Genomic DNA, 12,630 nt, shown 5'->3' with positions numbered 1-12,630 from the left:
GTGTGGTGGACGACTGCGCCAGAGCGACCCTGGACTGCGAAACAAACGCACCGCGGTGCCATTGATGGTGTGTCGGTGACATCCGGGGCCACGGAAGGGCGAATCAGCCCATATCCGGGTGGCCGATGGAATGTGCTCGAACGGCCGATTGCTCATCAGCGACCTCGACCTGCTGCACGTCCACACCGATGCCGAACCGGTTGAGAAGCTACGGACGATGGCTGAAAGGTGCTTCGTTACAGTCGATGTCATGGTGCTGCCCGTGCGCTAATGCCGGGCCATGGGCACCTCGTTGGGACACGACTTCAAAAACCTCGGCATCGACCTCTCCAGAATCGGTCTGCCCGAACACACCCCCGTGCGGCTTGACGACCGCGGCGCCTACGAGATCCTGCTGTACTGCGTGCAGGCGTTCTACTGGCACCACCTCAACGAGAAGTGGCAGGCCGGTCGCGAACCACCCCCAGTTCCACCTACTCGTCAACCGCATGTGCATAGGGTGCTGCGCGCCATCGGAATACTCGACGGCGCCTACGGCCACCATGCTTCGCGTCCATGACCTGCACCTGTCCGAGCAGTTGCGGCCGAACTGCGCTGGCGTGTGGACCCCACGCAGCTGCCCATGGACCCGGGCAGGTTCTGGCCTTACGTGCACGACGGACTCCGCCGCGCCGACTACGTCTTCGGCGGTCCGCACCGGACGCGGTCGGCTGAACCGCTACGCGGTGACCAACGGCCGCCAAGTCATCGCCCGCCACCACCGAACCCCCCGCGAGCGATGCCGTTACCCGGCCCTGACAGACCGGATCACGATCGATGACGGTCTCGCGGTGAACATGACGTTGACCGCGAGAGCTGCCGGGAGTCCGAGTGGAGCATCGAGGTCGGGACATCAGCACCTCGTCGCCGATCGTGTCTCGGGTCCCGCGAATGCGGGCCGTTCGACGTCAGTCGGCGAGTTTGCGATGCAGGACGACGAGGACGACGGTGTCGAGTTCGGCTGTGAGGCGGTGCACGAGGTTGGCGTCGATGTGCAGGACGCTGCCCTCGACCAGATGGTGACCGCGCACCTCGATGTCGGTGGTGACGTCGACATCGACTGCGCCCGAGACGCACTGGATGAGGATCGGACCGCCGGCGCGGTGGTCGTCGAGGATCTGGCCCGCGCGGAAACTGATCCGCACAAGGGTCAGTCCGGCGCCGCTGAGGAGTCGTTGGGCGTTGGGGACGATGCCGTCGCGGGGGTGCCAGGCGGTGGTGGCGTCGACGAGGGGGATGGCGGTCTCGGTCATCGCTGCGGCTTGCTCGCGACGATTTCGATGGCCGACATGTAGCGGCGGTAGGTCGTGAAGGTGCCGCGCATATCGAGGACGCGCTTGCGGGCGGCCGGATCGCGCAGGATGTTGCGAACGATCCGCGCGGTACCGACCACGCCTTCGTCGGCGATCATCCGGCGGGGTTCCAGCAGCGCCATCGGGGCGAAACGCACCACGCTGACCTCGAATCCGGCGGCGGTCAGCAGCTCGGTCCATTCGGTGCGGGTGAGCGGGCGGGCATTGACTTTGATCGCGCGCGCCAGCTCTTTGCGGATCTCGGTCTTGGTCTCGACGTCGAGATCGTCGGGTTGCAGCGCGAGTTCGTGGATGGCGTAGCGACCGCCGGGTCGCAGCAGGCGGAAGGCCTCGGCGATGATCTCGGCCTTGTGCGCGTCGGTCTGCATCGACAGCATCGCCTCGCCGACCACGGCGTCGGCCGAGTCGGCGGCCAGGCCGGTGGCGGCGGCGTCACCCTGGGTGACCACCCCGACGGTGCCGACCGCCGCCGCACTGTGGGCGACGGCGTCGGCGTCGGATTCGATGCCGCGGTAGCTGGTCGGTTCGCGGTGCAGGATCGAGGCGGCGGTCTTGCCGAGACCGGGTGCCAGCTCGACGACATCGGCGCCGCGCAACTGCGCGTCATCGAGCATGTGCTCGGTCATCTCCTTGCCGCCGGGGCGCAGAATGCGCTTGCCCAGGCGGGCCAGCAGCCAGTGGCCGGGCATGTTCGCGGTGCCGCGCTGTTCGAAGGGGAGGGGGATGGTCATCGAAGTGCTCCTGTCGCTTCGGCCGCCGGGGACGGCGGTTCTACACTGTGGTTCGGTACTGCGGATGAGGGGAGTGTGATGTCAGCCGCCCCTAGGCAGCGGGACAAGGTGTTGGCGCTCGTGCGTGACTCGCTCGAGCCGTTGGACGCGCCGGTGATCGCGCGCGCCCTCGACATCCACCCGACCACCGCGCGGTTCCACCTCAACGCCCTGATCGAGGACGGTGCCGTCGAAGGAACGTGGCTGCCGTCGCAGACCGTGGGCCGTCCCCGCAAGGGGTATGTGGCTGTCGGTGCCGACCCGGCCGCGGCCCTGCTCGACGCGCTGTTGGCTCAGCTCGGTGACACCGCCGCCGAACGGCAGGGCAAAGCCGCTGCCGCAGGACGGGTCTGGGCCGACACGCTGAGCACTCCCGAGGTCGAGGCCACCGAGGTCCCCGACCCCGTCACGGTGGTCACCGCGACCCTGGCCCGGTTGGGTTTCCAAGTGGTGTCGACGATCTCGAGTTTCGGCGACCACGAGATCCGGATCTGTAACTGCCCGCTGCGTCGGGTCGCCCGCAACGCGCCCGAGATCGTGGTGGGTATCCAGCAGGGTTTCATCGAGCGTGTGCTGCAACGGCATTCGCCGCTGCTCGTGTCGCAGTACCGCGTCGAGGTCCGTCCCGACACCACCGGGGACTGCGGCGTCACCCTGCGACTGCTCGGCAATTCGCAGCGCGCCGACAGCTGAGTTCGTCAGCGCTGCTCTCACCTCGCTCGTCTTCTGTGGCGGACGGCCGTCTGCCCGCCGCCCGGTCTATGACTATTTAAATAACTATTGACGTACTAGATTAGGTCAGGCTAACTTACCGGTGTCAACTGGTACTTTACCCACACTGGTGGGTGTGTGGTCAATCATTCGATGGGGCAAAAAGATGAGTTCACACAGAGTCTTGGCAGGCGCCGCGCTGGCTTCGGTCGGGCTGGTGGTGTCGGCGACCGGTCTGCACGTGGGCGCTGCGTCGGCGGCCCCCGGCGATTTCCTCATCACCAGTGACGTGCCCAGCCTCGCCGAGCTCAACGCGCAGGTGGAGTTCCTGGTGGAGACCTCGGCGTCGGACCAAGCCAAAGCCGCGAACCTGGAGGCGGGCATGAACGCGGTTGTCGTCCCGCGCACCGTCTACAACCTCGGGCTGTTCCGCGCCCCGCTCGGCTCGAACGAGGTCACCGGCCCCGAAACGCACAACGGTGACGAGCACACCGCGATGCTGCACAGCAATTCGGCGGGCCGTCCCGGCATCGTCATGCAGGTCACCTGGAAGCGTGTCGACGGGGCCTGGAAGATGGCGAGCAAGTCGCTGTGTGAGGGCGTCAAGACCGTGGGACTGCCGATCCCCTGTACCTTCTGAGCTCGGCCGGGCGCGATGATCGAAGTCTGTGATCTCACCCTGCGCTATCCCGGCGTGCGGGTACTCGACGTACCCCACCTGGTCGTGCCGGACGGCAGTCTCACCTATCTGCTCGGACTCAACGGCACCGGCAAGTCCACGCTGTTGCGCTGCGTGAGCGGCATCATCGCGCCCGCCACCGGGACGGTGACGGTCGACGGTACGCCGGTGATCGCCCACCGGACCGTGGCGAGCACGCTCGGATTGCACTTGGATTTCCGGGCTTTCGATCCCCGCCACACCGCTCGTCGACACCTGCGCTGGATCGCCAGGGCACGGGGACTGCCCATCGACCGCGTGGGCGAGGCGCTCGACGCGGTCGATCTCACCGCCGACGCCGGTCGGCGGCTCGAGGGCTACTCCCTCGGCATGCTCCAGCGCGTGGGTATCGCTGCGGCCCTGCTGTCCCGGCCGCGCACCCTCCTGCTCGACGAGCCGCTCAACGGACTCGACATCGCGGGCATCCGGTGGATGCGCGGACTGCTGCGTGAGCTGGCCGACGCGGGCACGTGCGTGGTGGTGTCCACGCATCTGCTCGACGAGGTCGAACGCAATGCCGACCGCGTCGTCGTCCTCGGTGGCGGCCGGGTACTCGCCGATCACTCCCTCGCCGACCTGAAAGGTGGTCTCATGCCAGGGGAAAGCACTGTCGAGGACGCCTACCTCCGCATAGCGGGACTGTCGTGACCGATCCGTCCGTCCTGACCCAGATCGGCCGAGGCGTCGCGGCCGAGTGGACGCGCACCGGCGGACGGAGCTTCCTCTGGACCGTCGCCGTCCCGCTCACTTTCGGCCTGTCGTTGCTGATCACCTTCGGGATCGCCGCTGTCGCAGAAAGATTCGCGACCATGCCGGGCAAGATCCAGGTGACCTCCTCGACCACGGCCAACTCGGTGTACTGGGTCATCACCCTGTCGGTGGCGATCATGATCGTCACCGCCGCCTACGCGCATGCCACCCAATGGCACGGCCGCACAGGCGATCTCAACGCCTTCCTGTTCCCCCGAGCATGGACGGCCGCAGTCGCCCGCTGGATCTACTACGGCATGTTGGCGGCGGTGTGCACGTCGATCCTGCTCGTCGTGGTCATGAGCGCGCTGCCACGACTGTTTCCGCACGTGTACGGCACCGTCGATCTCTTCGATCCCGCCGGCCGCCGATTCCTGTGGACCGTGCCTCTCTACGCCTTCACCGCCTGCGGAATCGGCATCGCGATCGGCACCCTGATCCGCACCCCCTCCGCCGCGGTCGCCGTCCTGCTCTTCTGGATCTACGTCGCCGAGAACTCGATCAGCCTGCTCCCCAACGGGTACACCCTCCAGGCATACGCCCCCTTCCTCAACGCGGTAGTCGGGACCGGCCAGAAAATGGCCTTCTTCCCGCGCTTCGGCCACAACGGCTCCCTGTTCTACTTCCTGGCGATCACCCTGTCTCTGTTCACTATCGCGGTTGCCCTGCCCACCCTTCGCCGAGCCGGTGCGACACTCGTACGCCGAGGTAGGGCACGCTCGACCTGAGTGAGCGCGGCGCGGGGAAGTTCGGCGGAACCGCCGTGAGTCCAGCCGTCGAACCCGGGTCGTCTCGGGCTCCGCTGCGGGATACCGGTGATGTCGGAGACTAGCTCGAATACGGTCTCCGGACTCGCTCCGACCTCGATCGTCGAACGCAACGTCTCGCCCTGCTGCAATCGCCTGCGATGTCCTCCGATGGGGGTCGGGATCGTCACGTGATGGCGACGGCCGGTTTTCCGAGGACTTTGCCGAGGAAACGTGACTGGTGATCTCGGATCGTTTCGTGCCACTGCTTGGCGGGGTAGACGTCGAAATGGTCGCAGGGGTAGTGCCGGACCTGGGCCCGCGCGCGCACCGCCGCCTTCAGGGCGGCCGCGGTCGGAACGTAGCGGTCGAAATCGGCGATCTGGAAAAGAGCGGGACAGGTGAGCTGGGTCGCGTACCGGCTGGGTCGAAAGCTCAGTGCGTCGAGCGCGATCGAGGCGTTGACTTCGTTTCGCCAAGTGGGTCCAGCGATCGAGAGATAGTCGTCGTGGGCGCCGGGGATGTTCATCAGTGCTGGATCGCCAGGTCTGCGGCTGATCACGGGCAGCATCACGCGGCCCCGACCAGTGGCGGTGGCCGCTTTGTCCCGGCCCGCCCGTAACAGCAGGCGAACGGTGCTCGTCGAGCTACGCGCCGTGTCCTCGGGCGCGCTGTGCCGCGGGCGCTCGAGGCTGAGGCCGGTGACCATCGGTGTGAGTGCGATGACCGCGGCGATATCGGTTCGTCCTGCGGCGACCTCGAGGATGGTGCCGCCGGACATCGACACGCCCCACAGGACGAGTCGGCGCGCGTCCACGCCCGGTAGTTCGGCGGCCGCGCGCAGGGCGGCGCGATAGTCTTCGACCTGGTCGGCCGGTGAGATCACCTGACGCGGTTCGCCGCCGCTGTCGCCGAATCCCCGATAGTCGAAAGCGATGACGTCCAGGCCGGTCTCGGCCAGACCTTGGGCGAACGAGTCGAGTCCGCAGTCCTTGGTTCCGGCGAAGCCGTGTGCCATGACCGCGGCGGGGCGGCCGGCTGGGGTCGCGAGTCGGTCATCGACCGCGGGGAAGTGCCAGGCGTCGCAGGAGGCGTTTGTGGAGATGAAGGTGAGAGAGTGCGGCATCGGCCACCCCTTCGGGTCGTCGTGGCGCGCGCGTTCCGTCAGATCGCGTTCGCGCCGAGCGGGTTTCGGTTATACGCGGCTCTGAGCTCGCAGTGCCGGGCCGCCGGTCCGAACTCGTGCTCGACCCTCGGGCAGTTCTTGGACGCGGACCTGTCGTTCGTAGGTGAAGTACTCGACCTGCTGGGTGTGGCGCGGGCGGTCGACGACATGACCGAGGTACATCTGTTCGTCGGCGTCGATGGTGGCTTCCATCTCCGATGCCGTGGGCGGGCGGTACTGGCCCGCGGCATAGGCGGCGATGAGGCGGGCCTGACATTCGACGAAGGGGAACAACGTCGGTACCGACTGTGCCAGGCCCGCGAAGGCCAGATCGTCCACGCCGGGTTTGAAAATTCTCTTGTAGAGCCGGATTCGGTTGTCGTGGGCGCTGATCAGATCCGGATCGAAGAAGGGGAAGGTGATGTTGTAGCCGGTGGCGTTGATGATGACGTCGACCTCGGCGAAGGTGTCGTCGGCGAAGTGGACTGTCGATCCGTCGAGTCGGGCGATGTTGGGTTTGGGAATCACATCGCCCGAGCCCAGTCGCAGGGGAAGTTCGACCGATTGGGTGCCGTGCGCGTCCATGAAACGGTGCGGTGGTTTGGGCAGACCGAATCTGGTGGGGTCGCCCGCCAGCCCTTCGGCGATGGTGTTCACGATGCCCCGGAACATCTTTCGCGGTAGGAACGGCAGTGCGGCGCCGTACTTGTCGACCGGGCGGCCTGCCATGTACTTCGGCACGATCCAAGACCCCGTGCGAGTGGACAGGTACACAGTGTTGCGTAGCGCGCGGGAGGAAACCTCCACGGCGATGTCGGCCGCGCTGTTGCCGATGCCGACCACCAGGATGCGCTGACCGCGCAGATCGATGGGATCGAACGGGTCGATGTAGTGGTGCGAATGCAGGGTTCGACCGTCGAATCGGCCGGGGAAGTCGGGATGGCGCGGGTCCCAGTGGTGTCCGTTGGCCACGATCAGGAAGTCGAAGTCGCGGGCCGCGCCGTCGCGGGTGCGTAGTGTCCAGCCGCCTCCATCGCGGCGTTCGGCCGCCACGACCTGGGTGCCGAACTCGATGTTGTCGAGCAGGTCGAACGCGTCGGCGTAGGCGTCGAGATAGGCCTTGATCTGGGAGTGGTGCGGAAAGTCCGGATAGTCGTCCGGGATGGGGAAGTCCTTGAACGAGAGCTGGTACTTCGAGGTGTCGATGTGGAGTGAGCGGTAGGCGCTGGAGTGGCCGTTCGGATTGCCGAAGGCCCAGTTGCCGCCGATGCGGTCCGAACTCTCGAAACAGGTGTAGGGCACGCCGTAGTCGCCGAGCATCTTGCCCGCGGTGAGCCCGGCGATGCCCGCCCCGATGATGGCGGTCGAGGGTGGGGCGAAAGGCGCGTTCATAGGGTTCTTCCTCCGGATATGGTTCGAGCGATAGTAGAGCCAATATTTGACGCACGTCAATAACTACTGTCGATTGTCAGATGGCTGCGTGACACCTCTGGACACGCGGCGTCGAATGAGCAACAGTAATGCTTTCTGGAACGGTTTCGTCGGCCTATGGACCAAAGATCCGGACGACCGGTTCCGAACGCGGCAGGTCGCCGACCGATCGAGGAATGGATGCGAAGTGGAGTCACTGTGAACAACAGTCGAGTAGCGGTTGTCGTCGGGGGAGGGTCGGGGATCGGCAAAGCCATCGCGGGCGCACTGCACGAGGACGGGTATCGGGTGACCGTCGCGGATGTCAACGGCCCGGCGGCGCAGGCGGTCGCGGCCGAATTCGGAGGCCACTCCGAAGCCGTCGATGTGACCGACGAGGCGCGGGTGGAAGCGCTGTTCACCGGGGTGCGCGAACGCGAAGGCGCGGTGCACGTGGTGGTGAATACCGTCGGCCTGAGCGGTTGGTCGCCGGTTGTCGACCACGATGTCGCGCAGTTCCGCACTGTCATCGATGTGAACCTGGTCGGCGCGTTTCTCGTGTTGAAGCACGGAGGCAGGGTCGTCGAGGACGGCGGGGCGCTGGTCTCGCTGACCTCGCTGAACGGGAGGCAGCCGGGCGAGGGACTGGCGGCCTACTGCTCGGCCAAGGCGGGCCTGTCCATGCTCACTCAGGTCGCCGCCTTGGAACTGGCGTCGCGGGGCGTGCGGGTCAACGCGGTCGCGCCGGGATTGGTCATCACTCCCTTGACCGAGGGTATGCAGGTGATTCCGGGCGTGACCGAGGACTACCTCGACAACACCCCATTGGGGCGCGCGGGACTGCCCGAGGAAGTGGCCGATGCCGTGGTCTTCCTGTGTTCGGACCGGGCGACCTGGATCACCGGGGAGGTCCTCGACATGAACGGCGGCGCGCACATGATGCGCTACCCCCGGCTGCGGACGCATTTCGCGGGACTCCTGTGAAGTCACCCACCGGCGCCCGTTTCCTCGGCAGGACCGCCATCGTGACCGGCGGCGGGTCCGGGATCGGCGCGGCGCTGACCCGGGCCCTCGTCGCGGCCGGAACCGAAGTCTGGTGTGCCGACATCGATCTCGCGGCGGCCGAGCGCGTGGTCGAGTCGATCGCGCGACCGGACAAGGCGAGCGCGGTGCGCCTCGATGTCTGCGATGCCGACGCGGTCCGGGATCTGGTCGAGGCGGTGGTCGCCGCCAGGGGACGCATCGACTTCATGTTCAACAATGCCGGAATCGTCATCGGCGGTCGAACGCAATTGCTGGCTCTGGAGCAATGGAACCGGATCATCGACATCAACCTGCGTGGCGTCGTGCACGGGGTGCACGCGGCATATCCGCATATGATCGCGGCGCGCGGCGGGCATATCGTCAATACCGCGTCGGCGGCCGGGCTGATGGCCTCCGGACTCCTCACCAGTTACTCGGCGACGAAGTTCGCCGTAGTCGGGCTGTCCAACGCGCTGCGTTCGGAGGCCGCGCAGTACGGCGTCGGCGTCACGGTGGTCTGTCCTTCGGCGGTGGAGACGCCGTTGCTCGAGACCGGGAAAGTCGGCGACTTCCGAGGCCGTGACTTCTTTCTCGGCGCCGAGAACTCCACTCGCGCGTACTCTCCGGAGCGCTTGGCCGAGGAGGTGTTGGCAGCGGTCGCCCGCGGCGACGGCGTGCTCGTGGTGCCACGACGGACGAGAATCGGCTGGTTCGTCAGTCGGATCGCTCCGAGGTTCATCGAGCGCCGATTGATCGACTTCGTGCGGAGACAGACGAGTTCTTCATCGGTGACCTGATCCGTTCCGGTCCGCGCGTGGCGATAGCGGGGAGCCCGAGTAGACCGGCTGCGACGGGCCGATCGCATCGACACCGATCAACTATCCTCGACGGATGTCGATGTGGAGGTACGCCGGAGGCATCGCGCGCACTGGAAAGACGGTCGATCATGCGTGAAGCTGACCATTTGTCGCAGGTGCTGGATCGCCGCGCCCCGAAACGCGGCGATCAGCGCCGTGACGCGTTGCTGCGCGCGCTGGACGATCAACTGGCTGAGCGAACCCTCGACGAGATCACCATCGCGGATCTCACCTCCGTCGCCGGTGTCAGCCGCTCGGCTTTCTATTTCTACTTCGAGGACAAGGCGGCCTGCGCGGCGGCGCTCGGCGCCGAGTTCTACGCGGAGGTCGTGGCCGCGGCCGAGACCTTGATGAGCGGCACCGGAGCGCCCCGCGAACGACTCGAACGCACGCTGCGGGACCTGTTCGCGGTGGCGTACAAGCATCGCAACTATTTCAGAGCCATGATCGTGGCTCGTCAACGCAACGTGACGGTGAAGGGTCTGTGGGATTCCGCGCGGAAGTCTTTTGTGAAACCGGTCGCCGACCTCATCGATGAGGAGCGTAGAGCGGGCCTCGCCCACGCCGAACCCGACAGTCGGGCATTGGCGTCGGTGTTGCTGGAACTCAACGAAGGCGCGCTCGAGCGGGCCTGCCTCGATGAACCACCCGAACTCTCGCAGCGGATCGAGGCGTTGCTCGCGATCTGGTCACGGGCGATCTACCTGGCACCGGAATCGGACGTCCGCTGAGGTGATCAACTTCGGTCGTTGACTCTTTGGTGGAATGCAGTAGGCGTGGGCCATGGGCGAAACTTGGTCTCGGTTGTGGGAGGTGACGTGGTAGGCGGCGCTGCTGAGTCAGTGCTGCGCGGTCGGTAGCCTCCGCGGAGAGCTCGTCGGGCCCCAAAGTACGGCCTCTGTCGTCACCGGAGATCACCCTGAATATCGGCCGGTCACGCTCAAAACGGTCACAGACCGAACGCGCTGGCATCGTCGGGACCGGTGCAGTGTTGCGTAGCGGCCGCTGCAACGTGTAATCCCTCTGTGGCCGGGGTGGATTGGATGAGGCTCAAGCGGGTCGCCACCGGGCCGGTTTGGGTGAGCCCCGGTCGCCATCGCAATGCGGTGGAACCTCTCGCTAGCTCTCAGCGAGTTCCTTCATCAGACAGTGTGGCAGTGCTGCCTGAAAGGAATTGCCGTGCAGCTGAATCATCTCGATCTCCAAGCCTCGGTTCGAATATTCGTCGAAGTGTTCGGACCCGAACTTCAGTCGAACCCGCGCTCCCAATCGATGGCGATTCTGGTCGAAGTGAACGCACGTTCTGTGAAACACCACACGACCTGACTGTCCTGATCCACCCCGAACCTTTCTCCTAGTGCATGTTTCACGCATCCAACGCAATATAGACCTCATAGATGCCCGGCATGGGGCCAATTTTCATCAAGATCTGATGCGGCAACAGAACAGACGGGGTGGTTCCTACGATGCACACCGGAATTGGATGGGGGCGATGTGAATCGACCCAGAGTACTAATGACGTGGTCCTGATCGGCCTCGCCCGATGATAAAAAATATGGCACTTGCCTCTGCTCATCACTGCAGCGGCTGTCATTGCAATTTCTGAGGACGTGAGTCGATGGACAACCTGAACAGACGTGACGCATTGAAGGCCGGCGGGGTGCTGGCGGGGATCGGGGCGCTGTCCCTGTCGTTGTTCACCGCCCCGCCACGAGCGCAGGCGTGGAACTGGTCGGCCAGCGGCTCGATCGCAGGCTCCGGCGACGGGGTCGATCCGATGACCGTGTGGGATCCGGCAGCCGACCAGGTCATAGCCGAGATACTCGAGAGCGGCCAGGTGCCCGCGATCAACAAGATACTGGCTACCTGGACCACGAACAATCAGCCCACGCCGTCGGGCCTTCCCCCGAATCTGACCGCCTTCATCGAGCAGGCGCGCCAGCTGCCGGCCTGGACCGATCAGTCGAAACTGACTGCGGCGGACGACTTCAACGCCAAGCAGGGGCCGTTCATCGGCACCGCCTACGGGTTCGGGGCCGGTCTGTTGGCGACCGTGATCCCGCACGAGTCACGCGCCGTGTACTACTCCAAGGGCGGCGCTGATCTCCAGGATCGCATCGCCAAGACCGCCAAGCTCGGCTACGACCTCATGGCCCAGCAGCCGTTCGGGCCCAACGGTCATCTGATCGTGACCTGCGTCAAGACGCGCATGGTGCACGCGGCGGTGCGGCACCTGCTGCCCAGATCGGCGCCGTGGCTGCAGGTGGCAACCGAGTCGCCCAAGATTCCGATCAGTCAGAACGACATCCTGGTTACCTGGCACAGCCTGCCGACTACCATCATGCAGAAGCTGAAGGCCTGGAAGGTGCCCATAACCGACGCCCACTCGGCCGGCCTCCTGCACTCGTGGCAGGTGACCGCACACCTGCTCGGCGTACAGGATCAGTACATCCCCGCGACATGGGACTCCGCGAACGCTCAGTCCAAGCTGGTGCTGGACCCGGCTCTGGGGCCCTCGCCCGAGGGCACCAAGATCGCCGACCACCTCCTCACCATCGGGCCGGTACTGGCTGCTACCAGTTTCATCACCAAGCCGATGCTCGCCTCGTTCACCAAGTTCGTGCTCGGTAACCAGGTCGCCAAATGGCTCAATCTGAAGACCGACGGGATCTGGGACGGTATCTTCGCGACGCTGTGGGGGCCGTTCGTCCAGCTCTACCAATTCGGCAAGATCGTCCCTGGTGTCGACGCGATCTACTTCCAATTGACCGAGTTCATCAAGGTAGCCGCGCTGTTGTACCTCAATAACGGCGGCCTGAAACTGGAACTCCCGATCCCCACCACGAACAACCCGTCGATCACCGGCACACCGCCCGTCACCACCACCCCCTACGCTACGACGACTCCGACACCGCCCACTACGACAGCACCCGCGACGACGACGCCTCACAGCTAGCCTCGCCGATTCACGCCAATTGATCTGTTGTTGTTTTCTTGTGGCGAAAGGCGCTCTGATATCGGATGGTTCGACTTTTCCGAGGTTGAATCAGCAGTTCGAGGAGCGCCTTTCTGGTGAGATAGGTGGTGGTACACCTGTTCGACCAATGCATCCTTTGTAGCGAACTGTG

13 protein-coding genes are annotated in these 12,630 nt (G+C 65.4%); 9 read left to right on the top strand and 4 right to left on the bottom strand.

Annotation, left to right across the window (positions count from 1 at the left end):
• Window positions 1-280: 280 nt before the first annotated feature.
• The gene (locus tag NA12_RS04305; RefSeq protein ID WP_067446145.1) at window positions 281-559 is read left to right on the top strand and encodes a hypothetical protein; all 279 of its coding nucleotides are present in this window, start codon (window positions 281-283) and stop codon (window positions 557-559) included.
• A 388-nt stretch (window positions 560-947) separates the two neighbouring features.
• Here NA12_RS04305 and NA12_RS04300 read toward each other — a convergent pair whose 3' ends face one another.
• Window positions 948-1,292 carry a cupin domain-containing protein gene (locus tag NA12_RS04300; RefSeq protein WP_067446141.1) on the bottom strand — a complete coding sequence of 115 codons (345 nt, stop codon included), beginning with the start codon at window positions 1,290-1,292 and terminating at the stop codon, window positions 948-950.
• The gene (locus NA12_RS04295) at window positions 1,289-2,083 is read right to left on the bottom strand and encodes a class I SAM-dependent methyltransferase (RefSeq protein ID WP_067446139.1); all 795 of its coding nucleotides are present in this window, start codon (window positions 2,081-2,083) and stop codon (window positions 1,289-1,291) included. The genes NA12_RS04300 and NA12_RS04295 overlap by 4 nt, the downstream gene beginning before the upstream one ends.
• A gap of 78 nt (window positions 2,084-2,161) precedes the next feature.
• Here NA12_RS04295 and NA12_RS04290 point away from each other — a divergent pair, with 78 nt between their 5' ends.
• From NA12_RS04290 to NA12_RS04275, 4 genes are all read left to right on the top strand, one after another.
• Window positions 2,162-2,815 carry a helix-turn-helix domain-containing protein gene (locus NA12_RS04290; RefSeq protein WP_067446137.1) on the top strand — a complete coding sequence of 218 codons (654 nt, stop codon included), beginning with the start codon at window positions 2,162-2,164 and terminating at the stop codon, window positions 2,813-2,815.
• Window positions 2,816-2,999: 184 nt separating this feature from the next.
• Window positions 3,000-3,473, top strand: coding sequence for an MTB12 C-terminal domain-containing protein (locus NA12_RS04285; RefSeq protein WP_067446135.1), 474 nt, complete (start codon window positions 3,000-3,002; stop codon window positions 3,471-3,473).
• Between the two features lie 15 nt (window positions 3,474-3,488).
• A complete protein-coding gene (locus NA12_RS04280; protein ID WP_067446133.1) occupies window positions 3,489-4,199 on the top strand; it encodes an ABC transporter ATP-binding protein in 711 nt (236 codons plus the stop codon).
• The gene (locus NA12_RS04275; RefSeq protein WP_067446128.1) at window positions 4,196-5,029 is read left to right on the top strand and encodes a hypothetical protein; all 834 of its coding nucleotides are present in this window, start codon (window positions 4,196-4,198) and stop codon (window positions 5,027-5,029) included. Before NA12_RS04280 ends, NA12_RS04275 begins: the two co-directional genes overlap by 4 nt.
• A 205-nt stretch (window positions 5,030-5,234) precedes the next feature.
• Here the strand turns inward: NA12_RS04275 and NA12_RS04270 are convergent, their stop codons facing one another.
• Both NA12_RS04270 and NA12_RS04265 read right to left on the bottom strand, forming a co-directional pair.
• Window positions 5,235-6,173, bottom strand: coding sequence for an alpha/beta hydrolase (locus tag NA12_RS04270; RefSeq protein ID WP_067446127.1), 939 nt, complete (start codon window positions 6,171-6,173; stop codon window positions 5,235-5,237).
• Between the two features lie 69 nt (window positions 6,174-6,242).
• Window positions 6,243-7,604: a flavin-containing monooxygenase gene (locus tag NA12_RS04265; protein WP_067446125.1), complete on the bottom strand. Its 1,362-nt coding sequence runs from the start codon at window positions 7,602-7,604 to the stop codon at window positions 6,243-6,245.
• 219 nt (window positions 7,605-7,823) lie between these two features.
• Between NA12_RS04265 and NA12_RS04260 the strand changes: the two genes are divergently transcribed.
• From NA12_RS04260 to NA12_RS04245, 4 genes are all read left to right on the top strand, one after another.
• Window positions 7,824-8,606, top strand: a complete 783-nt coding sequence (locus tag NA12_RS04260; RefSeq protein ID WP_067446123.1) for an SDR family NAD(P)-dependent oxidoreductase — start codon at window positions 7,824-7,826, stop codon at window positions 8,604-8,606.
• The gene (locus NA12_RS04255) at window positions 8,603-9,442 is read left to right on the top strand and encodes an SDR family NAD(P)-dependent oxidoreductase (RefSeq protein WP_067446122.1); all 840 of its coding nucleotides are present in this window, start codon (window positions 8,603-8,605) and stop codon (window positions 9,440-9,442) included. The genes NA12_RS04260 and NA12_RS04255 overlap by 4 nt, the downstream gene beginning before the upstream one ends.
• A gap of 149 nt (window positions 9,443-9,591) precedes the next feature.
• Window positions 9,592-10,233, top strand: coding sequence for a TetR/AcrR family transcriptional regulator (locus NA12_RS04250; protein WP_084472344.1), 642 nt, complete (start codon window positions 9,592-9,594; stop codon window positions 10,231-10,233).
• An 887-nt stretch (window positions 10,234-11,120) separates the two neighbouring features.
• Window positions 11,121-12,458: an oxygenase MpaB family protein gene (locus NA12_RS04245; protein ID WP_084472343.1), complete on the top strand. Its 1,338-nt coding sequence runs from the start codon at window positions 11,121-11,123 to the stop codon at window positions 12,456-12,458.
• The last annotated feature ends 172 nt before the right edge of the window (window positions 12,459-12,630 follow it).

The organism is Nocardia alba NBRC 108234, assembly GCF_001612665.1.
In the GTDB taxonomy this organism is placed as follows: Bacteria; Actinomycetota; Actinomycetes; order Mycobacteriales; family Mycobacteriaceae; genus Nocardia; species Nocardia alba.
This window is presented reverse-complemented; position numbering and strand designations above follow the sequence as displayed.